A 20372-nucleotide genomic window follows, 5' to 3' on the forward strand; every position below is an offset into this window, starting at 1 on the left:
AAGACGCAATGAACCGAAAGTTCGCGATGCTCACAAACACCTGTATCACATACCCGATTTGCTGAAGCGAGGCCAGTTGGTCACGAGTCAGTACCCGAATTTCTTGACGACCATAGAGCGTTGGAACCACCTGATCCCATCCCGAACTCAGAAGTGAAACGATGCATCGCCGATGGTAGTGTGGGGTTTCCCCATGTGAGAGTAGGTCATCGTCAAGATTAAATTCCGAAACCCCAATTGCGAAAGCAGTTGGGGTTTTGTTTTGCCCGCAGGAAAGTGGTGCGCTTGATTTCTATGCAATCGCCCGGCTCATGGCTATTATTCGGACCTCATTGTGAGGCGAGACCTGCATGCTGACGTTGTTGAATCTATTAAAGGATGGTCGATTCCATTCCGGCGAGGCTCTGGGGGTTACCCTGGGAATCAGTCGAAGTGCGGTGTGGAAGCAGCTTCAGCATCTTGAGGCTGAGCTCGGGTTGTCCATAAACAAAGTCCGTGGCAGAGGCTATCAACTGGCTGCACCCTTGACGCTCCTCGACCCCCTGAAGATTAGTGCCTTAGCAGCGGTTTGGCCGATTACAGTCTTTGATTCCATCGATTCCACTAACGCAGAGGCGCTTCGCGCGATCAATCAGGGTCGAGCGGCGCCGTTTCTGGTATTGGCCGAACGACAGATTTCCGGTCGCGGTCGCAGAGGCCGCAAATGGGTAAGCCCTTTTGCTGAAAATCTCTACTACAGCCTGGTCCTGCGCATTGAAGGTGGCATGCGCCAGCTTGAGGGCTTGAGTCTGGTGGTCGGTTTGGCTGTTATGCATGCCCTGCGAAAGCTGGGGGTGGCGGGCGCAGGATTGAAGTGGCCCAACGATGTGCTGGTCGGGAACAAGAAAATCGCCGGTATTCTTCTTGAGCTAGTAGGGGATCCGGCAGATGTTTGCCATGTGGTGCTGGGTATAGGCATTAATGTGAACATGCAGGTTGCTGAGGAAGTTGACCAGCAATGGACGTCAATTCGACTCGAGACGGGTCAAACCTGCGATCGCAACGTCTTGGTGGCTGAGCTGAGCGACCAACTGCGCGGTTATATCCAGCGTCATCAGGTCCATGGTTTCTCTGCGTTCCAGGAGGAATGGGAAAAGGATCACATGTGGCAAGGTCGCCCGGTTTCTTTGGTTGCGGGCGTTAGTCATATAGAAGGCGTAGTGCTTGGTATTGATAGCCAGGGTGCGCTGCGCTTGAAGGTGGACGGCGTGGAAAAAGTATTTAGTGGTGGTGAGCTCAGTCTGAGGTTGCGTGATGATTCTTGAGCTCGACTGTGGGAATAGCTTTATCAAGTGGCGCGTATTGAATACGGCTGCTGGTGGTCTTTTCGCGGAAGGTGTTGTCGACTCGGATCAGGCTCTGGTGGATAGCTTGTGTGCATTTGAGAGCCTGTCGTTGCGCAAATGTCGGTTGGTCAGCGTAAGAACCAGCGAAGAAACTGCTGCGCTCACCCGAATTCTCGAGCAGACGTTCGGCATCTCGGTCGTTTGCGCAAAGTCGGCCAGTGAGATGTCTGGTGTCAGGAATGGCTATGACGACTATGAACGCTTGGGGCTGGATCGCTGGTTGGCGATGCTCGGTGGCTTTCATCTGGCTGCCGGCGCCTGTCTGATTCTGGATTTCGGCACTGCTGTGACAGCCGATTTTATTAATGCCGAAGGAGAGCACCTTGGAGGATTCATTTGCCCAGGGATGCCCTTGATGCGTAACCAATTACGTACACATACCCGGAAAATCCGTTATGGGGACTTGGCTGCCGAAAAAGCGTTGACGAGCCATGCTCCGGGGCGCAGTACCGTCGAGGCGGTGGAGCGAGGGTGCTCTTTAATGTTGAGAGGTTTCGTTCTGACCCAGATGGAAATGGCTCGATCCTATTGGGGGGAGCGCTTTGCTGTCTTTATTACCGGTGGCGATGCTGGATTGGTGGCGGACGTCGTGCCTGATGCTCGGATCGTCCCTGACCTGGTATTTGTAGGGTTGGCGATGGCGTGTCCTTTAACTTGAGGTTTGTATGCGTTGGTTGTTCCTGCTGCTCGTTGTTCTCAATGTGTTCTATTACGTCTGGCATCAGCAGGAGGCGCCCTTGCGTGCAAAAGATGTCACTCCTCTCAGCATGTACCGCGGGTCCCAGCAAGATATTCGCTTATTGAGTGAGGCGACTGGTGACTCGGCGGGAGTGCAAGGCGCGCGCCATGCCGGACAGGAGTGTCTGTTTTTGGGTGGTTTGACTCAAGAAAGCAGCCTTTCCGCGCTACAGATGCGTCTAGCGGGCATGAGTGTGAAGGTTCAGGCATCGCAAAAGGATCTTCCCGAGCCTGGATATTGGTTGCGCATTGCGCCCGAGAGCCAGCGTTTATTGGGGGATGTGCAGTTGCAGAACCTTTCCAAGGAATTCAATGAGTTAAAACATAAAATAATGCTGTGTGAGGGGGTTGCACCGCTGGAATAGTTTGCATAGAATGGCGCCCGCTCCACAGCGAACACCTAAACAGGTTGTCAAAGCGGAGCGGTGTCAACGCAGCTAACCTCAGGTTTTTAATGAGAAAATGCTTGACAGAAGGTCGGCATAGTATAGAATGCCGGCTCGCTTAGGAGGGGTTCCCGAGCGGCCAAAGGGATCAGACTGTAAATCTGACGTCTACGACTTCGAAGGTTCGAATCCTTCCCCCTCCACCATTTTTAGCGTGAGCTGCAAGCTCCGCGGGTATAGTTTAGTGGTAGAACCTCAGCCTTCCAAGCTGATGATGCGGGTTCGATTCCCGCTACCCGCTCCAAGTTTGCAGGTTGTGCAAAGTGTTACGCTCTTGTAGCTCAGTTGGTAGAGCACACCCTTGGTAAGGGTGAGGTCAGCGGTTCAAATCCGCTCAAGAGCTCCATATAACAAGGCAGATATGAAAATATCTGCCTTTGTTTTAATGGTAGATATCGTTCGTCTAATTCTTCTGTTGAGGGTGTTATCGATGGCTAAGGAAAAATTTGATCGTTCCCTGCCCCACGTCAACGTAGGGACCATTGGTCACGTTGACCACGGTAAAACCACTCTGACCGCTGCTCTGACTCGCGTCTGCTCCGAAGTTTTCGGTTCGGCCGTAGTTGAATTCGACAAGATCGACAGCGCTCCAGAAGAAAAAGCTCGCGGTATCACCATCAACACCGCTCACGTTGAGTACAACTCGACTATTCGTCACTACGCTCACGTTGACTGCCCAGGTCACGCTGACTACGTGAAGAACATGATCACCGGTGCTGCCCAGATGGACGGCGCGATCCTGGTTTGCTCGGCCGCTGATGGTCCGATGCCACAAACCCGTGAGCACATCCTGCTGTCCCGTCAGGTAGGCGTTCCGTACATCGTGGTTTTCCTGAACAAGGCTGACCTGGTAGACGACGCTGAGCTGCTGGAGCTGGTTGAGATGGAAGTTCGCGACCTGCTGTCCACCTATGACTTCCCAGGCGACGACACTCCGATCATCATCGGTTCGGCTCGTATGGCGCTGGAAGGCAAAGACGACAACGAAATGGGCACCACTGCCGTTCGTAAGCTGGTTGAAACTCTGGATACCTACATCCCAGAACCAGTTCGTATGATCGACAAGCCATTCCTGATGCCAATCGAAGACGTATTCTCGATCTCGGGTCGCGGTACTGTTGTGACTGGTCGTATCGAGCGCGGTATCGTTCGCGTTCAAGATGCACTGGAAATCGTTGGTCTGCGTGACACCACTACCACCACCTGCACCGGTGTTGAGATGTTCCGCAAGCTGCTCGACGAAGGTCGTGCTGGCGAGAACTGCGGCGTTCTGCTGCGTGGTACCAAGCGTGACGACGTTGAGCGTGGTCAGGTTCTGGTTAAGCCAGGTTCGGTTAAACCGCACACCAAGTTCACCGCAGAAGTTTACGTTCTGAGCAAGGAAGAAGGCGGTCGTCACACTCCGTTCTTCAAAGGCTACCGTCCACAGTTCTACTTCCGTACTACTGACGTGACTGGTAACTGCGAGCTGCCAGAAGGCGTTGAAATGGTAATGCCAGGTGACAACATTCAGATGACTGTTACCCTGATCAAAACCATCGCGATGGAAGACGGTCTGCGTTTCGCTATCCGTGAAGGCGGTCGTACCGTCGGCGCTGGCGTCGTAGCCAAAATCATCGAGTAATTCTCTTTTATAGAGTCTGCTTGATGAAGTGAAAAAGCCCCCGCTCAGCGGGGGCTTTTTTATTGGGTTGACACCTATCTGGGGCGTCTATAGAATTGCGCCTCCTTTTAACGGGCGTATTGCGCCCGGTGGGAATAGCAGCCGGAGTCTGAAATCCAATGCAAAATCAGCAAATCCGTATCAGGTTGAAGGCTTTCGACCATCGCCTGATCGACCAATCAACCCAGGAAATCGTGGAAACCGCGAAACGTACTGGTGCTCAAGTGCGTGGTCCAATTCCACTGCCTACCCGTAAAGAGCGGTTCACCGTTCTGGTTTCCCCGCACGTCAACAAAGACGCGCGTGACCAGTACGAAATCCGCACTCATAAGCGCGTTCTGGACATCGTCCAGCCAACGGATAAAACCGTTGATGCTCTTATGAAGCTTGATCTTGCGGCCGGTGTGGAAGTGCAGATCAGCCTCGGCTAAGACTCGGTCTTGGTCGTGTAACGCTCTGAAATGGGCGGCCATAGCGGGTGAAAGCCCCGTACACTCATGAGGTTTACAACATGACTATTGGTGTAGTCGGTCGTAAATGCGGTATGACCCGTATTTTCACCGAAGAAGGTGTCTCCATTCCGGTCACGGTCATTGAGATCGAGCCGAATCGCGTCACCCAGTTCAAAACTGAAGAGACCGATGGCTATCGTGCAGTGCAAGTCACTGTCGGCGAGCGTCGTGCTTCGCGTGTAACAGCAGCTCAAGCTGGTCACTTCGCTAAAGCGAACGTTGCCGCTGGTCGCACCACCATGGAATTCCGTCTTGAAGAAGGCGAGTACCAGGCTGGCGATCTGATCAACGCTGAAATCTTCGCCGCTGGTCAACTGGTTGATGTAACCGGTCAGTCCAAGGGTAAAGGCTTCCAGGGTACGATCAAGCGTTGGAATTTCCGCGGGCAAGATAACACCCACGGTAACTCCGTATCCCACCGCGTCCCAGGCTCTATCGGCCAGTGCCAGACTCCTGGTCGTGTATTCAAGGGCAAAAAAATGTCCGGTCATATGGGCGCTGAGCGCGTGACCGTGCAGTCCCTGGAAGTAGTGCGCGTGGACGCTGAACGCAATCTGTTGTTGGTCAAGGGCGCTGTTCCTGGCGCTACTGGCGGCAACCTGGTTGTACGTCCAGCAGCCAAGGCTCGCGGTTAAGGGGAAGCTGACATGCAATTAAATGTAAATGACGCTCAAGCGATCGAAGTTTCCGAACTGACATTTGGCGGCGAGTTCAACGAGACGCTGGTTCACCAAGCAGTCGTGGCCTACATGGCCGGCGGCCGTCAAGGTAGCAAGCAGCAAAAGACCCGTTCCGACGTTCGTGGTGGCGGTAAGCGCCCATGGCGTCAGAAAGGTACTGGCCGTGCTCGTGCCGGTACTATCCGTAGCCCAATCTGGCGTGGCGGCGGTACCACTTTCGCAGCTCGTCCACAGGATCACTCCCAGAAGCTGAACAAGAAGATGTATCGCGCAGCAATGCGTTCCATCCTTGCTGAGCTGGTGCGTACTGATCGTCTGGTCGTGGTTCAGGATTTCGCTGTTGAAACTCCGAAAACCAAAGATCTGCTGGGCAAGCTGAACAACATGAGCCTGACCGATGTTCTCATCGTGTCGGACGCTGTTGATCAGAACCTGTACCTGGCTGCTCGTAACCTGCCACACGTAGATGTACGTGACGTGCAAGGTTCCGATCCAGTTAGTCTGATCGCATACGACAAGGTGTTGATCACCGTGTCGGCCGTGAAGAAATTCGAGGAGCTGCTGGGATGAACCAGGAACGCGTATTTAAAGTTCTGCTTGGCCCGCACGTTTCCGAGAAGGCTACGGTTCTGGCAGACAAGAAAGGCCAGTTCGTTTTCAAGGTTGCTACTGATGCAACCAAGCTGGAAATCAAGAAGGCCGTCGAAAGCCTGTTCAGCGTGAAAGTAGAGCGCGTCACTACCCTGAACGTTCTGGGTAAGAGCAAGCGCACTGCTCGCGGTCTGGGCAAGCGTAATGACTGGAAGAAGGCAGTTATCTCCCTTCAGCCAGGCCAAGATCTCGATTTCAGCAGCAGTGCTGAGTAAGGAAGGGGTGCATCATGGCAATCGTTAAATGCAAACCGACTTCCCCTGGCCGCCGTTTTGTGGTCAAGGTGGTCAACCAGGAGCTGCATAAAGGCGCTCCTCACGCACCGCTGCTCGAGAAAAAATCGAAGACTGGTGGTCGTAACAACAATGGCCGTATTACCACTCGTCACATCGGTGGTGGTCATAAGCAGCATTACCGTATGGTCGATTTCCGTCGCAACGACAAAGATGGCATCGTCGCCACTGTCGAGCGTATCGAATACGATCCAAACCGTACTGCTCACATTGCACTGCTCTGCTACGCAGACGGCGAGCGTCGCTACATCATCGCCCCTAAAGGCGTGAGTGCTGGCGACCAGCTGATCGCAGGCGCTCTGGCTCCAATCAAGCCAGGCAACGCTCTGCAACTGCGCAACATTCCAGTCGGTTCTACCGTACACGGCATCGAACTGAAGCCAGGTAAAGGCGCACAGATCGCTCGTTCCGCTGGTGCTTCGGCTCAGCTGATCGCTCGTGAAGGCGTGTACGTTACCCTGCGTCTGCGTTCCGGTGAAATGCGTAAAGTCCTGGCTGAATGTCGTGCGACCCTGGGCGAAGTCTCGAACTCCGAGCATAGCCTGCGTTCGCTGGGTAAAGCTGGTGCCAAACGCTGGCGTGGCGTTCGCCCAACCGTTCGTGGTGTTGCCATGAACCCGGTTGACCACCCACATGGTGGTGGTGAAGGTCGTACCTCTGGTGGTCGTCATCCGGTATCGCCATGGGGCTTCCCGACTAAGGGCGCGAAGACTCGTGGTAATAAGCGTACCGACAAAATGATCGTCCGTCGTCGCAAGTAAATAGAGGGATACGACAGTGCCACGTTCTCTGAAAAAAGGTCCTTTTATTGATCTTCACCTACTGAAGAAGATCGAAGTGGCGGCGGAAAAGAACGATCGCAAACCAATTAAGACTTGGTCGCGTCGTTCGATGATCCTGCCACAAATGGTCGGTCTGACCATCGCAGTACACAACGGCCGTCAGCACGTCCCAGTTCTCGTGAACGAAGACATGGTTGGCCATAAACTGGGCGAGTTCGCCGGTACCCGCACTTATCGTGGGCACGTGGCTGACAAGAAAGCCAAGCGTTAAGGGGTAAGGAAATGGAAGTAGCCGCTAAGTTGTCGGGCGCTCGAATCTCCGCCCAGAAAGCCCGCTTGGTCGCCGACCAGATCCGCGGGAAGAAGGTGGGCGAAGCGCTCAACCTGTTGGCTTTCAGCAGTAAGAAAGCCGCCGAGATCATGAAGAAAGTGCTGGAGTCGGCCGTAGCCAACGCCGAGCATAACGAAGGCGCAGACGTTGATGACCTGAAGGTCAGCACCGTTTTCGTCAACGAAGGGCGTTCGCTGAAGCGCATCATGCCACGTGCCAAAGGCCGTGCTGATCGCATCGTCAAGCGGTCTTGCCATATCACTGTCAAGGTTGCTGACAAGTAACGGAGTCGAAGAGATGGGTCAGAAAGTACATCCCATTGGCATTCGCCTGGGAATCGTCAAGGAGCACACCTCCGTCTGGTACGCAGACGGTCGGACTTATGCGGACTACTTGTTCGCAGATCTGAAAGTGCGTGAGTATCTCCAAGACAAACTAAAAAGCGCGTCCGTAAGCCGTATCGATATCCATCGTCCGGCCCAAACTGCACGCATCACCATCCACACCGCTCGTCCAGGTATCGTTATCGGGAAGAAAGGTGAAGATGTTGAGAAACTGCGTCAGGACCTGACCAAGCAAATGGGTGTGCCTGTGCACATCAATATCGAAGAGATCCGCAAGCCGGAGCTCGACGGTATGCTGGTTGCGCAGAGCGTAGCTCAGCAGCTGGAGCGTCGTGTAATGTTCCGTCGCGCTATGAAGCGCGCAGTACAGAACGCCATGCGCATTGGTGCCAAAGGCATCAAAATCCAAGTGAGCGGTCGTCTCGGCGGTGCTGAAATCGCACGTACTGAATGGTATCGCGAAGGTCGTGTGCCACTGCACACCCTGCGTGCCGACATCGACTATGCCAACTACGAAGCTCACACCACCTACGGTGTGATCGGTGTAAAGGTTTGGATCTTCAAAGGCGAAGTAATTGGTGGTCGCCAAGAAGAGCTGAAACCACAAGCACCAGCGCCTCGTAAAAAAGCTGCTAAGTAAGGGGTACGCCAAATGTTGCAACCAAAGCGTACGAAGTTCCGCAAGCAGATGACCGGCCACAACCGTGGTCTGGCACTGCGCGGTAGCAAAGTCAGCTTCGGCGAGTTCGCGCTGAAGTCTGTTGCTCGTGGTCGTCTCACCGCTCGTCAGATCGAGTCAGCGCGTCGTGCTCTGACCCGTCACGTAAAACGTGGTGGCAAGATCTGGATCCGTGTATTCCCGGACAAGCCGATCTCCAAGAAACCTCTCGAGGTTCGTATGGGTAAAGGTAAGGGTAACGTGGAGTACTGGGTTGCCCAGATTCAGCCAGGCAAAGTCCTGTATGAAATCGAGGGTGTTTCTGAAGAGCTGGCGCGTGAGGCTTTCGCCCTGGCTGCTGCAAAGCTGCCGCTCGCCACCTCCTTTGTTAAACGGACGGTGATGTGATGAAGGCGAATGAACTTCGTGAAAAATCCGCACAGCAGCTGAACGAGCAACTGCTCGGCTTGCTGCGCGACCAGTTCAATCTGCGTATGCAGAAAGCAACTGGCCAGTTGGGGCAGTCTCATCTGCTCTCGCAAGTTAAGCGTGACATCGCTCGCGTGAAGACTGTGCTCAACCAGCAGGCAGGTAAGTGATCATGGCTGAAGCCGAAAAAACTGTCCGTACGCTGACTGGCCGTGTTGTCAGCGACAAGATGGACAAAACCATCACCGTTCTGATCGAGCGTCGCGTTAAGCACCCGATCTACGGTAAATACGTTAAGCGTTCGACTAAGCTGCACGCGCACGACGAAACCAATCAGTGCCACATCGGCGACAAAGTCACTATTCGTGAAACTCGTCCGATGGCCAAGACCAAGTCTTGGGCGCTGGTTGATGTTCTCGAACGCGCTGTGGAAGTCTAAGGGCTAGGGGTCGGAGAAATTATATGATTCAGACTCAATCCATGCTCGATGTGGCCGATAACAGCGGCGCTCGCCGCGTTATGTGCATCAAGGTGCTGGGTGGCTCCCATCGTCGTTACGCTGGTATCGGTGACATCATCAAAGTTACCGTCAAGGAAGCAATTCCTCGCGGTAAAGTGAAAAAAGGCCAAGTGATGACTGCTGTTGTAGTCCGCACTCGTCACGGCGTACGTCGTGCTGATGGCTCCATTATCCGCTTTGATGGCAACGCTGCTGTTCTTCTGAACAACAAGCAAGAGCCGATCGGCACCCGTATCTTTGGGCCAGTGACCCGTGAACTTCGTACTGAGAAGTTCATGAAGATCGTCTCGCTCGCCCCAGAAGTGCTGTAAGGAGATCCGACATGCAAAAGATTCGTCGTGACGACGAGATCATCGTGATCGCCGGCAAAGACAAAGGTAAGCGCGGTAAGGTGCTGAAGGTTCTTGCTGACAACCGTCTGGTTGTTGGTGGTCTGAACCTGGTCAAGCGTCATACCAAGCCTAACCCGATGTCGGGCGTACAGGGCGGTATCGTCGAGAAAGAAGCGCCACTGCACGCTTCCAACGTCGCCATCTTCAACGGCGAAACCAACAAGGCTGACCGCGTTGGTTTCAAAGTAGAAGACGGTAAGAAAATTCGTGTCTTCAAGTCGACCCAAAAAGCGGTTGATGCTTGAACACTGCTAGGTAGAAGACCATGGCACGACTAAAAGAGATTTACCGGAAGGAAATCGCTCCGAAACTTAAGGAAGAACTTAAGCTTTCGAACGTGATGGAAGTTCCGCGCGTTACCAAAATCACCCTGAACATGGGTCTGGGCGAAGCGATCGGCGACAAAAAAGTCATCGAGCACGCTGTTGCTGACCTGGAAAAGATCACCGGCCAAAAAGTCGTTGTGACCTACGCTCGTAAATCCATTGCTGGCTTTAAAGTCCGTGAAGGATGGCCGATCGGCGTCAAAGTGACTCTGCGCCGTGAGCGTATGTACGAGTTCCTGGATCGTCTGCTGTCGATCTCCCTGCCTCGGGTTCGCGACTTCCGCGGCCTGAATGCCAAGTCCTTCGATGGTCGTGGCAACTACAGCATGGGCGTGAAAGAGCAGATCATTTTCCCGGAAATCGACTACGACAAGATCGATGCTCTCCGCGGTCTGGACATTACCCTGACCACCACTGCCAAGAACGATGATGAAGGCCGCGCTCTGCTGCGTGCTTTCAAATTCCCGTTCCGCAACTGATTGGAGTAGGAAAATGGCCAAGAAGAGCATGAAAAACCGTGAGCTGAAGCGTCAGCTCACTGTTGCCAAGTACGCCACCAAGCGTGCAGCGCTGAAAGCTATCATCGTTGATCTGAACGCAAGTCCAGAAGCGCGTTGGGAAGCTACCGTAGCTCTGCAGAAGCAACCACGTGACGCAAGCGCTTCGCGCATGCGTAACCGTTGCCGCCTGACTGGTCGTCCGCACGGCGTTTACCGCAAGTTCGGCCTGGGCCGTAACAAACTGCGTGAAGCGGCAATGCGTGGTGACGTTCCAGGTCTGGTTAAAGCCAGCTGGTAATCGCTGTCAAAGCCTTGATGGTCGGGTTCGCAAGAACCTGACCATCGGTGGCCTTGAATCTGAATCAAGCCCCTTTTGGGGCTTGATTCATTTCTGGGGTGTGTCTAGAATGACCGGCTCGCCTGAGCCCGTGTTTTTCATGCCCGGAGTTTCTCGGCGACATGTAGTAGCCGCAAGGCTAATTTTTCTGTATTAGGAGCGTCTAGCCCATGAGTATGCAGGACCCGTTAGCGGACATGCTAACTCGAATCCGTAATGCCCAGATGGCTGAAAAGTCTGTCGTAAGCATGCCGTCTTCCACGTTGAAGGTGGCTGTAGCAAAAGTCCTGAAGGACGAAGGTTACATCGCGGATTTTCAGATCACCACCGACGCTAAGCCGTCGTTGTCCATCTCGCTGAAATACTTCGAAGGCCGTCCGGTCATCGAGGAAGTGAAGCGCGTTAGTCGTCCAGGCCTGCGTCAGTACAAGTCCGTTGAAGATCTGCCGAAAGTTCGTGGCGGTCTTGGCGTGTCTATCGTCTCCACCAACAAAGGTGTGATGACGGATCGTGCTGCGCGCGCTGCCGGTGTCGGCGGCGAAGTTCTTTGCACTGTGTTCTAAGGGGGGATAAGCATGTCTCGCGTCGCTAAGAACCCCGTTAAGCTGCCAGCCGGTGTCGAAGTAAAATTCGCAGGCCAACAGCTTTCGGTGAAGGGTGCCAAGGGTACTCTTGAACTGAACATCCATTCGTCCGTTGAGATCGTTGAAGAAGCTGGTGAGCTGCGTTTCGCTGCTCGCAATGGCGATCAACAGACTCGCGCAATGGCCGGTACCACGCGTGCGTTGGTAAACAACATGGTCCAAGGCGTAAGCCAAGGCTTCGAGCGCAAGCTCCAGCTGGTCGGTGTTGGTTACAAAGCGCAAGCAAAAGGTCAGGTGCTGAACCTGGCTCTTGGCTTCTCGCACCCAGTGGATTACGAACTGCCGCAAGGCATCACCGCTGAGACTCCTAGCCAGACCGATATCCTGATCAAGGGCATCGATAAACAGCTGGTAGGTCAAGTGGCCGCTGAGATCCGCGACTTCCGTCCACCAGAGCCGTACAAAGGCAAAGGTGTGCGCTACGCGGACGAAGTCGTCCGTCGTAAAGAAGCCAAGAAGAAGTAGGGCATAGCAAATGACCGACAAAAAAGTTACTCGACTGCGTCGCGCTCGCAAAGCACGCCTGAAAATGCACGAACTCGAAGTCGTGCGTCTCTGCGTGTTCCGCTCGTCGCAGCACATCTACGCCCAGGTCATCTCGGCCGACGGCAACAAAGTCCTGGCAAGCGCCTCGACTTTGGATAAAGAACTGCGTGATGGCGCCACTGGCAACATCGACGCGGCCACAAAGGTTGGCCAGCTGGTCGCTACGCGTGCTAAGGCCGCTGGCGTCTCGCAAGTGGCTTTCGACCGCTCTGGCTTCAAGTACCATGGCCGCGTTAAAGCGCTGGCTGATGCTGCTCGTGAAGCTGGGCTGGAGTTCTAAGTTATGTCAAATAACGACCAAAAGCGCGACGAAGGCTACATTGAGAAGCTGGTTCAAGTTAACCGCGTAGCCAAAACCGTTAAAGGCGGCCGTATCTTCACTTTCACCGCGTTGACCGTGGTTGGTGATGGTAAAGGGCGTGTTGGCTTCGGCCGTGGCAAGTCGCGTGAAGTGCCTGCTGCGATCCAGAAGGCAATGGAAGCTGCTCGCCGCAACATGATTCAAGTTGACCTGAACGGCACTACCCTGCAGTACGCAATGAAGTCCGCTCACGGCGCTTCGAAGGTGTACATGCAGCCTGCTTCTGAAGGTACCGGTATCATCGCTGGCGGCGCTATGCGTGCTGTCCTCGAAGTTGCTGGCGTTCAGAACGTTCTGGCCAAGTGCTACGGCTCGACTAACCCGGTAAACGTGGTTCACGCCACTTTCAAAGGTCTGAAAGCCATGCAATCTCCTGAGTCCATCGCTGCCAAGCGTGGCCTGACTGTCAAGGAGATCTTCTGATCATGGCTACCGTTAAAGTTACGCTGATCAAAAGCATGACCGGCCGCATCCCTAACCACAAACTGTGCGTTAAGGGTCTGGGTCTGCGTCGCATCGGTCACACTGTAGAAGTCCAGGATACTCCCGAGAATCGCGGGATGATCAACAAGGCTTACTACATGCTGCGTGTCGAGGGTTAATCGATGAAACTCAATGATCTGAGTCCAGCGCCGGGTTCCCGTCGCGAAAAGCATCGTCCGGGCCGTGGTATCGGTAGCGGTTTGGGTAAGACTGGTGGCCGTGGCCACAAAGGTCAAACCTCCCGCTCCGGTGGCACTATTGCTCCAGGCTTTGAAGGCGGTCAACAGCCGCTGCATCGTCGCCTGCCGAAGTTCGGTTTCGTTTCCCTGAAAGCCATGGACCGCGCAGAAGTGCGTCTGTCCGAGCTGGCCAAAGTGGAAGGCGACATCGTCACCGTGCAGTCCCTGAAAGATGCCAACGTGATCAACGTCAACGTACAGCGTGTGAAAATCATGCTGTCCGGTGAAGTGACTCGCGCTGTCACTATCGGCAAGGGAATCGGCGCCACCAAAGGTGCGCGTGCGGCTATCGAAGCAGCTGGCGGCAAGTTCGAGGAATAAATGGCTAAGCAAGGTGCTCTCTCTGCGCTCGGCAAAGGCGGTATGTCTGAACTCTGGGCTCGTCTGCGTTTTCTGTTCCTGGCGATTATCGTCTACCGAATAGGCGCACACATCCCGGTTCCAGGTATCAACCCGGACCGACTCGCAGACCTGTTTCGACAGAATGAGGGGACCATTCTTAGCTTGTTCAACATGTTCTCCGGCGGCGCGCTGGAACGGATGAGCATCTTTGCACTGGGGATCATGCCGTACATTTCGGCATCGATCATCATGCAACTGATGACCGCCGTCAGCCCGCAGCTGGAGCAGTTGAAGAAGGAAGGTGAAGCTGGCCGTCGCAAGATCAGCCAGTACACCCGCTACGGCACCGTCGTCCTCGCTCTCGTTCAGGCTATTGGCATGTCCATTGGTCTGGCGGGGCAGGGCGTTGCGTTCACTGGTGACTTTGGCTTCCATTTCGTCGCGGTATCCACTTTTGTGGCTGGTGCGATGTTCATGATGTGGCTGGGTGAGCAGATTACTGAGCGTGGTGTAGGCAACGGTATCTCGATGTTGATTTTTTCGGGTATCGTCGCCGGTCTTCCGAGAGCAATAGGGCAGTCTTTCGAGTCTGCGCGTCAGGGTGATATCAATATCTTCGCCTTGGTTGCCATCGGTTTGCTGGCAGTAGCGATTATCGGTTTCGTGGTGTTCATTGAGCGTGGCCAGCGTCGTATCGCTGTTCACTACGCCAAGCGTCAGCAGGGCCGCAAGGTTTTTGCTGCGCAGACAAGCCACTTGCCGCTGAAGGTGAACATGGCCGGTGTTATTCCGGCTATTTTCGCGAGCAGCATTTTGCTGTTCCCGGCTTCGTTGGGTGCCTGGTTTGGTCAGTCTGAAGGTATGGGCTGGTTGCAGGACATCTCGCAGTCGATCGCTCCTGGTCAGCCGTTGAATATTCTGCTGTTTAGTGCAGGGATTATTTTCTTCTGCTTCTTCTATACGGCGTTGATGTTCAATCCGAAAGACGTAGCGGAAAACCTGAAGAAGTCCGGTGCCTTTATTCCGGGCATCCGTCCAGGTGAGCAGTCTGCACGCTATATTGATGGCGTTCTGACTCGCTTGACCATGTTCGGTGCTCTTTACATGACGGCCGTGTGCCTGTTGCCCCAATTCCTGGTGGTTGCAGCAAACGTTCCGTTCTACCTTGGCGGGACCTCGTTGCTGATCGTGGTCGTGGTTGTGATGGACTTCATGTCCCAAGTACAATCGCACCTCGTTTCGCACCAGTACGAATCCCTGATGAAGAAAGCCAACCTGAAGGGTTACGGCAGCGGCATGTTGCGCTGAGTACCCATAAGGTTCGAGGAGTTGGTGATGAAAGTTCGTGCATCGGTGAAAAAGCTGTGCCGTAACTGCAAGATTATTCGCCGCGAAGGTGTTGTTCGAGTAATTTGCAGCGCGGAACCGCGTCACAAACAGCGCCAAGGCTGAGTGTGATTGTGCTTCAAGCCCGGCAGCTAGTGCGCTGCCGGGTTGATTATTTGTTATTACAGCGATATTATCTCGCGCCCTATTTCTTGGCTTCCGGGGCGTAGGTAGCTGTCAATTGGAGTCCCACTGAATGGCCCGTATTGCAGGCGTTAACATTCCAGATAACAAGCATACTGTTATCTCGCTGACCTACATCTATGGTGTCGGTCGCACTACTGCGCAGAAAATCTGTGCAGACACTGGGGTAAACCCAGCAGCAAAGATCAAAGATCTGAGCGACGAGCAAATTGAACAGCTGCGTGGCGAAGTGGCGAAGTTCACCACTGAAGGTGACCTGCGTCGCGAAATCAACATGAAAATCAAGCGCTTGATGGACCTCGGTTGCTATCGCGGTCTGCGTCATCGTCGCGGTCTTCCAGTACGCGGTCAGCGTACCAAGACCAACGCGCGTACCCGTAAAGGTCCGCGTAAGCCGATCCGCAAGTAATCGCCCCAGCGAATCGACAGGAATTTAATCATGGCAAAACCTGCTGCTCGTCCTCGTAAAAAAGTTAAAAAGACAGTGGTTGATGGCATCGCCCACATCCATGCTTCTTTTAACAACACCATCGTGACCATTACCGACCGTCAAGGTAACGCTCTTTCCTGGGCTACCTCCGGTGGTTCGGGTTTCCGCGGTTCCCGCAAGTCCACTCCGTTCGCTGCTCAAGTAGCTGCTGAGCGTGCTGGTCAAGCTGCGCTGGAATACGGCCTGAAAAACCTCGACGTTAACGTCAAGGGTCCAGGTCCAGGTCGTGAATCCGCAGTCCGCGCTTTGAACGGCTGTGGCTACAAGATCGCCAGCATCACCGACGTGACGCCAATCCCGCACAACGGGTGCCGTCCGCCGAAGAAGCGCCGCGTGTAATCCAGGAGATTGTAAAGAATGGCTCGTTACATTGGTCCAAAATGCAAACTCGCTCGTCGCGAAGGCACCGATCTCTTCCTGAAGAGCGGCGTGCGCGCGATCGAATCGAAGTGCAACATTGAAGCAGCACCTGGTATCCACGGCCAACGCCGCGGTCGCCAGTCCGACTACGGCACCCAACTGCGTGAAAAGCAGAAGGTTCGTCGTATCTACGGCGTTCTCGAGCGTCAGTTCAGCGGCTACTACAAAGAAGCTGCTGGCAAGAAAGGTGCAACCGGTGAAAACCTGCTGCAACTGCTCGAATGCCGTCTGGACAACGTTGTATACCGTATGGGCTTTGGTTCGACTCGTGCCGAATCCCGTCAGCTGGTATCGCACAAGTCGATCAGCGTTAACGGTCAGACCGTAAACGTTCCGTCGTATCAGGTTCGTGCTGGTGACGTGGTCGCAGTTCGCGAGAAAGCAAAAAACCAACTTCGCATTGTCCAAGCTCTCGATCTGTGTGCCCAACGTGGCCGCGTAGAATGGGTAGAAGTAGACACTGAGAAGAAGTCGGGCGTTTTCAAGAACGTTCCTGCTCGCAGTGATCTGTCCGCCGACATCAACGAAAGCCTGATTGTCGAGCTCTACTCCAAGTAAGGGCTAGAAAATAGGTGCATCCATGCAGATTTCGGTAAATGAGTTCCTGACACCCCGCCACATTGATGTGCAGGTTGTCAGTCCAACCCGCGCCAAGATCACTCTCGAGCCTCTCGAGCGTGGTTTTGGCCACACCCTGGGCAACGCGCTGCGCCGCATCCTGTTGTCCTCAATGCCCGGCTGCGCAGTAGTCGAGGCCGAGATTGACGGTGTGCTCCACGAGTACAGCGCCATCGAAGGTGTACAGGAAGACGTAATTGAAATCCTGTTGAACCTTAAAGGTCTGGCCATCAAGCTGCACGGTCGTGACGAAGTTACGCTGACCTTGTCGAAGAAGGGTTCGGGGGTGGTTACCGCTGCCGATATTCAGCTGGATCATGATGTCGAGATCGTTAACCCCGATCACGTAATCGCTAACCTGGCGTCTAACGGCGCCCTGAACATGAAGCTCACCGTAGCTCGTGGTCGTGGTTATGAACCAGCCGACTCGCGTCAGAGCGATGAAGACGAAAGCCGCAGCATTGGTCGCTTGCAGCTCGACTCTTCGTTCAGCCCGGTTCGCCGTATCGCATACGTGGTGGAAAACGCCCGTGTCGAGCAGCGTACCAACCTGGACAAGCTGGTTATTGATCTGGAAACCAACGGTACCCTGGATCCTGAAGAGGCTATCCGCCGCGCTGCAACCATCCTGCAACAGCAGTTGGCTGCGTTCGTCGACCTCAAAGGTGACAGTGAGCCAGTGGTTGTCGAGCAGGAAGACGAGATCGATCCGATCCTGCTTCGCCCGGTTGACGATCTGGAACTGACTGTACGTTCGGCTAACTGCCTTAAGGCGGAAAACATCTACTACATCGGCGACCTGATTCAGCGTACCGAAGTAGAGCTGTTGAAGACTCCGAACCTGGGCAAGAAATCCTTGACTGAAATCAAGGACGTTCTGGCCTCCCGCGGTCTGTCCCTCGGCATGCGCCTCGACAACTGGCCGCCTGCAAGTCTTAAGAAGGACGACAAGGCGACTGCCTGATCGTCGTAATCACCGAACGTAGTGTTTGGTAAGGAATGAACCATGCGTCATCGTAAAAGTGGGCGTCACCTGAGCCGCACCAGCTCGCACCGCAAGGCCATGTTCCAGAACATGGCGGTGTCGTTGTTCGAGCACGAGCTGATCAAGACTACTCTGCCAAAAGCCAAAGAACTGCGCCGCGTTGCCGAGCCGCTGATCACTCTGGCCAAGACAGACAGCCTGGCTAACCGCCGTCTGGCTTTCGACCGTACTCGTTCGAAAGCTATCGTTGGTAAGCTCTTCAACGACCTGGGCAAGCGTTACGCTACCCGTGAGGGTGGCTACCTGCGCATCCTCAAGTGCGGCTTCCGCGCTGGCGACAACGCGCCTATGGCGTACGTCGAGTTGGTTGATCGTGCTACTGCTGGCGAAGCTGTATCCGCCGAGTAAGACGTCAGTCTGAAACGAAAAACCGGGCCTAGTGCCCGGTTTTTTGTGCCCGCAAGAAATGCGCTGTTCGTACAAGCTTCTGACATTGTTGTGTTGCCACTATGTGCAGGGAAACATAATTAGTAATTATCTATCGATGACTGCAAGTTAATGAATTTGTAGGTGTCTCATCGATGATCAATACTTCCCAGCAAGCCGATTAGCCGGCAGTTTCAAGACTGACAGAGGAAGAAGACCGTATGAGCCAGATCAAAACGCTTACGACCGCCAGTGGCGCACCTGTCGCCGATAACCAGAATTCTCGCTCCGCCGGCCCCCGTGGCCCGCTGCTGCTCGACGATTTTCATCTGATCGAGAAGCTTGCCCATTTCAACCGTGAAAACATTCCTGAGCGCCGCGTGCACGCCAAGGGCTCGGGTGCTTACGGTACGTTCATCGTGACCCGTGATATCACCGAATACACCAGCGCCAAACTGTTTGAGGCCGTGGGCAAGCAAACGCCAACGTTCTTGCGCTTCTCCACTGTAGGCGGCGAACGTGGCTCGGCTGACACTGAACGTGATCCACGTGGGTTCGCCCTCAAGTTCTACACCGAAGAGGGCAACTGGGACATCGTTGGCAACAACACCCCTGTTTTCTTCATTCGTGATCCACTGAAGTTTCCCGACTTTATCCACACGCAGAAACGTCTGCCGCAGAGCAACCTGAAAAGCGCCCAGATGATGTGGGACTTCTGGTCGCATTCGCCGGAAGCACTGCATCAAGTGACCATTCTGTTTTCGGATCGCGGCATTCCCGATGGCTACCGTCACATGCACGGCTTCGGCAGCCACACCTACAGTCTGATCAATGCAAAAGGTGAGCGTCACTGGGTGAAGTGGCACTACAAAACCAAGCAAGGCATCAAGAACCTGGCACCGGCCGATGCTGCGCGCCTGGCGGGTACCGATCCGGATTACGCTCAGCGTGATCTGTTCGAAGCCATCGAGCGTGGCGACTTCCCGAAATGGCGCGTATGCATTCAGATCATGACCGAGGCTCAGGCTGCAGCGCACTATGAGAACCCGTTCGACGTGACCAAGACCTGGTCGCAAAAGGAGTTTCCGCTGATCGAAGTCGGCGAACTGGAGCTGAACCGCAACCCGCTGAACTACTTTGCCGAGGTCGAGCAAGCCGCATTCGGTCCGAGCAACATGGTGCCAGGTGTCGGTCTGTCGCCGGATCGCATGCTGCAAGGCCGCGTGTTCGCCTACGCCGATGCACATCGCTATCGCGTGGGCACAAACCACCAACAATTACCGGTGAATGCGCCGCGCAGCCCGGTGAATACGTACCAGCGCGACGGCTCGATGGCCTTCGGCAGCAATGGTGGTGCAGCACCTAACTACGAACCGAACAGCTACATTGAATCACCGAAGCAAGCTCCGCACTACGCCGAGCCTGCACTGGCATTGAGTGGTGCTGCTGACCGTTACGATCATCGCGAAGACACCGATTACTACAGCCACGCCGGTGCGCTGTTCCGTCTGATGAGCGACGAGCAGAAAGCCTTGCTGGTCAGCAATATCGCCGGCGCCATGAGCGGTGTTTCACCTGATGTGGTTGATCGTCAGTTGCAGCATTTCTATAAGGCCGATCCGGCGTATGGAGAAGCAATCGCAAAGCTGCTCGACGTACAGCTTAACGAAGTCTAAACGAGAAGCAGAACCGCCCTCATTGGGGCGGTTTTTGCGTTATTTAGGCTGGTTTTCTCAGAATATCTTCGCTTTTATTGCGCGAAACGGGGTGACCTTCCGGTCAGCTTGGTTCAAACTACAGACTTTCAAGCAGGGAGATGTAGGGCGATGCAAGGCCACCCAGACGTAATCGATTACCTCAACACGTTGCTGACCGGCGAACTGGCCGCGCGTGACCAATATTTTGTTCACTCGCGGATGTATGAGGACTGGGGTTTCACCAAGCTCTACGAACGAATCAACCACGAGATGGAAGAAGAGGCCGGTCACGCCGACGCACTGATGCGCCGGATCCTGATGCTCGAAGGCACACCGCGCATGCGCCCGGACGATCTCGACGTCGGCACCACCGTCCCGGAGATGCTCGAAGCAGATCTGCGTCTCGAGTACAAAGTCCGCGCCGCTCTGTGCAAAGGCATTGAGTTGTGCGAGCAGCACAAGGATTATGTCAGTCGCGAAATCCTGCGTGTTCAGCTCAACGACACTGAAGAAGATCACACCTACTGGCTGGAAAAGCAGTTGGGCCTGATCAAGCTCATCGGTCTCGAGAATTACCTGCAATCTCACACCTGATTGCACAGAC

General features: G+C 54.5%; 34 protein-coding genes, 3 tRNA genes and 1 rRNA gene. All 38 read left to right on the top strand.

What is annotated here, in order from left to right:
- Positions 1 to 102: 102 nt before the first annotated feature.
- The 38 genes from rrf to bfr all read left to right on the top strand — a co-directional run bounded on the left by rrf (position 103) and on the right by bfr (position 20362).
- A 5S ribosomal RNA gene (gene rrf / locus CRO59_RS18335) occupies positions 103 to 218 on the top strand.
- 132 nt (positions 219 to 350) lie between these two features.
- Positions 351 to 1304 (top strand): bifunctional biotin--[acetyl-CoA-carboxylase] ligase/biotin operon repressor BirA, encoded by a 954-nt coding sequence (gene birA / locus CRO59_RS18340; protein ID WP_027614311.1) that lies wholly within the window; start codon positions 351 to 353, stop codon positions 1302 to 1304.
- Positions 1294 to 2043, top strand: coding sequence for a pantothenate kinase (locus CRO59_RS18345; RefSeq protein ID WP_027614312.1), 750 nt, complete (start codon positions 1294 to 1296; stop codon positions 2041 to 2043). The genes birA and CRO59_RS18345 overlap by 11 nt, the downstream gene beginning before the upstream one ends.
- Positions 2044 to 2050: 7 nt before the next feature.
- Positions 2051 to 2488, top strand: coding sequence for a hypothetical protein (locus CRO59_RS18350; protein ID WP_027614313.1), 438 nt, complete (start codon positions 2051 to 2053; stop codon positions 2486 to 2488).
- A 142-nt stretch (positions 2489 to 2630) separates the two neighbouring features.
- A tRNA-Tyr gene (locus CRO59_RS18355) sits at positions 2631 to 2715 on the top strand.
- Between the two features lie 24 nt (positions 2716 to 2739).
- Positions 2740 to 2813 (top strand) — tRNA-Gly (locus tag CRO59_RS18360).
- Between the two features lie 26 nt (positions 2814 to 2839).
- A tRNA-Thr gene (locus CRO59_RS18365) sits at positions 2840 to 2915 on the top strand.
- Between the two features lie 84 nt (positions 2916 to 2999).
- A complete protein-coding gene (gene tuf / locus CRO59_RS18370) occupies positions 3000 to 4193 on the top strand; it encodes an elongation factor Tu (protein WP_024014521.1) in 1194 nt (397 codons plus the stop codon).
- Between the two features lie 158 nt (positions 4194 to 4351).
- The gene (gene rpsJ, locus CRO59_RS18375) at positions 4352 to 4663 is read left to right on the top strand and encodes a 30S ribosomal protein S10 (protein WP_003186070.1); all 312 of its coding nucleotides are present in this window, start codon (positions 4352 to 4354) and stop codon (positions 4661 to 4663) included.
- An 80-nt stretch (positions 4664 to 4743) separates the two neighbouring features.
- A complete protein-coding gene (rplC, locus tag CRO59_RS18380; RefSeq protein WP_003228738.1) occupies positions 4744 to 5379 on the top strand; it encodes a 50S ribosomal protein L3 in 636 nt (211 codons plus the stop codon).
- Between the two features lie 12 nt (positions 5380 to 5391).
- Entirely contained in the window at positions 5392 to 5994 is a 603-nt protein-coding gene (rplD, locus tag CRO59_RS18385; RefSeq protein WP_003228735.1) for a 50S ribosomal protein L4, read from the top strand.
- Entirely contained in the window at positions 5991 to 6290 is a 300-nt protein-coding gene (gene rplW / locus CRO59_RS18390; protein WP_002555488.1) for a 50S ribosomal protein L23, read from the top strand. Before rplD ends, rplW begins: the two co-directional genes overlap by 4 nt.
- Before the next feature lie 14 nt (positions 6291 to 6304).
- A complete protein-coding gene (rplB, locus tag CRO59_RS18395; RefSeq protein ID WP_003228734.1) occupies positions 6305 to 7129 on the top strand; it encodes a 50S ribosomal protein L2 in 825 nt (274 codons plus the stop codon).
- Between the two features lie 16 nt (positions 7130 to 7145).
- A complete protein-coding gene (gene rpsS / locus CRO59_RS18400) occupies positions 7146 to 7421 on the top strand; it encodes a 30S ribosomal protein S19 (RefSeq protein ID WP_003228731.1) in 276 nt (91 codons plus the stop codon).
- Between the two features lie 11 nt (positions 7422 to 7432).
- Positions 7433 to 7765, top strand: coding sequence for a 50S ribosomal protein L22 (rplV, locus tag CRO59_RS18405; protein WP_003103908.1), 333 nt, complete (start codon positions 7433 to 7435; stop codon positions 7763 to 7765).
- A 13-nt stretch (positions 7766 to 7778) separates the two neighbouring features.
- The gene (gene rpsC, locus CRO59_RS18410) at positions 7779 to 8465 is read left to right on the top strand and encodes a 30S ribosomal protein S3 (protein ID WP_003176422.1); all 687 of its coding nucleotides are present in this window, start codon (positions 7779 to 7781) and stop codon (positions 8463 to 8465) included.
- A 12-nt stretch (positions 8466 to 8477) separates the two neighbouring features.
- Positions 8478 to 8891, top strand: a complete 414-nt coding sequence (gene rplP / locus CRO59_RS18415; RefSeq protein WP_003228729.1) for a 50S ribosomal protein L16 — start codon at positions 8478 to 8480, stop codon at positions 8889 to 8891.
- The gene (gene rpmC, locus CRO59_RS18420; protein WP_002555481.1) at positions 8891 to 9082 is read left to right on the top strand and encodes a 50S ribosomal protein L29; all 192 of its coding nucleotides are present in this window, start codon (positions 8891 to 8893) and stop codon (positions 9080 to 9082) included. Before rplP ends, rpmC begins: the two co-directional genes overlap by 1 nt.
- 2 nt (positions 9083 to 9084) lie before the next feature.
- Positions 9085 to 9351, top strand: a complete 267-nt coding sequence (gene rpsQ / locus CRO59_RS18425) for a 30S ribosomal protein S17 (protein ID WP_003194644.1) — start codon at positions 9085 to 9087, stop codon at positions 9349 to 9351.
- Positions 9352 to 9374: 23 nt separating this feature from the next.
- On the top strand, positions 9375 to 9743 hold the full coding sequence (gene rplN, locus CRO59_RS18430) for a 50S ribosomal protein L14 (protein WP_002555479.1): 369 nt from the start codon (positions 9375 to 9377) through the stop codon (positions 9741 to 9743).
- A gap of 11 nt (positions 9744 to 9754) precedes the next feature.
- Positions 9755 to 10069 (top strand): 50S ribosomal protein L24, encoded by a 315-nt coding sequence (rplX, locus tag CRO59_RS18435; protein ID WP_003186046.1) that lies wholly within the window; start codon positions 9755 to 9757, stop codon positions 10067 to 10069.
- 20 nt (positions 10070 to 10089) lie between these two features.
- Entirely contained in the window at positions 10090 to 10629 is a 540-nt protein-coding gene (gene rplE / locus CRO59_RS18440) for a 50S ribosomal protein L5 (protein WP_003210069.1), read from the top strand.
- A gap of 13 nt (positions 10630 to 10642) precedes the next feature.
- Complete coding sequence (gene rpsN, locus CRO59_RS18445) at positions 10643 to 10948, top strand: 30S ribosomal protein S14 (protein WP_003228726.1); 306 nt, start codon at positions 10643 to 10645, stop codon at positions 10946 to 10948.
- A gap of 209 nt (positions 10949 to 11157) precedes the next feature.
- A complete protein-coding gene (gene rpsH, locus CRO59_RS18450; RefSeq protein ID WP_007966178.1) occupies positions 11158 to 11550 on the top strand; it encodes a 30S ribosomal protein S8 in 393 nt (130 codons plus the stop codon).
- 12 nt (positions 11551 to 11562) lie between these two features.
- The gene (gene rplF / locus CRO59_RS18455) at positions 11563 to 12096 is read left to right on the top strand and encodes a 50S ribosomal protein L6 (protein WP_007966176.1); all 534 of its coding nucleotides are present in this window, start codon (positions 11563 to 11565) and stop codon (positions 12094 to 12096) included.
- Between the two features lie 10 nt (positions 12097 to 12106).
- The gene (gene rplR, locus CRO59_RS18460) at positions 12107 to 12457 is read left to right on the top strand and encodes a 50S ribosomal protein L18 (RefSeq protein ID WP_003186037.1); all 351 of its coding nucleotides are present in this window, start codon (positions 12107 to 12109) and stop codon (positions 12455 to 12457) included.
- 3 nt (positions 12458 to 12460) lie between these two features.
- Positions 12461 to 12961, top strand: coding sequence for a 30S ribosomal protein S5 (rpsE, locus tag CRO59_RS18465; RefSeq protein ID WP_003176409.1), 501 nt, complete (start codon positions 12461 to 12463; stop codon positions 12959 to 12961).
- Between the two features lie 2 nt (positions 12962 to 12963).
- Positions 12964 to 13140: a 50S ribosomal protein L30 gene (rpmD, locus tag CRO59_RS18470; protein ID WP_003176408.1), complete on the top strand. Its 177-nt coding sequence runs from the start codon at positions 12964 to 12966 to the stop codon at positions 13138 to 13140.
- Between the two features lie 3 nt (positions 13141 to 13143).
- A complete protein-coding gene (gene rplO / locus CRO59_RS18475; protein WP_003228720.1) occupies positions 13144 to 13581 on the top strand; it encodes a 50S ribosomal protein L15 in 438 nt (145 codons plus the stop codon).
- A complete protein-coding gene (secY, locus tag CRO59_RS18480) occupies positions 13582 to 14910 on the top strand; it encodes a preprotein translocase subunit SecY (RefSeq protein WP_003228718.1) in 1329 nt (442 codons plus the stop codon). It begins immediately after the preceding gene.
- 27 nt (positions 14911 to 14937) lie between these two features.
- Entirely contained in the window at positions 14938 to 15054 is a 117-nt protein-coding gene (rpmJ, locus tag CRO59_RS18485; RefSeq protein WP_002555468.1) for a 50S ribosomal protein L36, read from the top strand.
- Positions 15055 to 15184: 130 nt separating this feature from the next.
- A complete protein-coding gene (gene rpsM, locus CRO59_RS18490) occupies positions 15185 to 15541 on the top strand; it encodes a 30S ribosomal protein S13 (protein WP_008374135.1) in 357 nt (118 codons plus the stop codon).
- A 30-nt stretch (positions 15542 to 15571) separates the two neighbouring features.
- Positions 15572 to 15961: a 30S ribosomal protein S11 gene (gene rpsK, locus CRO59_RS18495; RefSeq protein WP_002555466.1), complete on the top strand. Its 390-nt coding sequence runs from the start codon at positions 15572 to 15574 to the stop codon at positions 15959 to 15961.
- An 18-nt stretch (positions 15962 to 15979) separates the two neighbouring features.
- Positions 15980 to 16600 (top strand): 30S ribosomal protein S4, encoded by a 621-nt coding sequence (rpsD, locus tag CRO59_RS18500; protein WP_003176404.1) that lies wholly within the window; start codon positions 15980 to 15982, stop codon positions 16598 to 16600.
- Positions 16601 to 16622: 22 nt separating this feature from the next.
- The gene (rpoA, locus tag CRO59_RS18505) at positions 16623 to 17624 is read left to right on the top strand and encodes a DNA-directed RNA polymerase subunit alpha (protein ID WP_003186012.1); all 1002 of its coding nucleotides are present in this window, start codon (positions 16623 to 16625) and stop codon (positions 17622 to 17624) included.
- A gap of 42 nt (positions 17625 to 17666) precedes the next feature.
- Positions 17667 to 18053 carry a 50S ribosomal protein L17 gene (gene rplQ, locus CRO59_RS18510; RefSeq protein ID WP_003176402.1) on the top strand — a complete coding sequence of 129 codons (387 nt, stop codon included), beginning with the start codon at positions 17667 to 17669 and terminating at the stop codon, positions 18051 to 18053.
- A 239-nt stretch (positions 18054 to 18292) separates the two neighbouring features.
- A complete protein-coding gene (locus CRO59_RS18515; RefSeq protein ID WP_097089412.1) occupies positions 18293 to 19747 on the top strand; it encodes a catalase in 1455 nt (484 codons plus the stop codon).
- A gap of 150 nt (positions 19748 to 19897) precedes the next feature.
- Positions 19898 to 20362, top strand: a complete 465-nt coding sequence (gene bfr / locus CRO59_RS18520) for a bacterioferritin (RefSeq protein WP_003228714.1) — start codon at positions 19898 to 19900, stop codon at positions 20360 to 20362.
- The last annotated feature ends 10 nt before the right edge of the window (positions 20363 to 20372 follow it).

Origin of the sequence: Pseudomonas sp. LAMO17WK12:I5 (genome assembly GCF_900215165.1) — a bacterium.
GTDB classification, from domain to species: domain Bacteria; phylum Pseudomonadota; class Gammaproteobacteria; order Pseudomonadales; family Pseudomonadaceae; genus Aquipseudomonas; species Aquipseudomonas putida_A.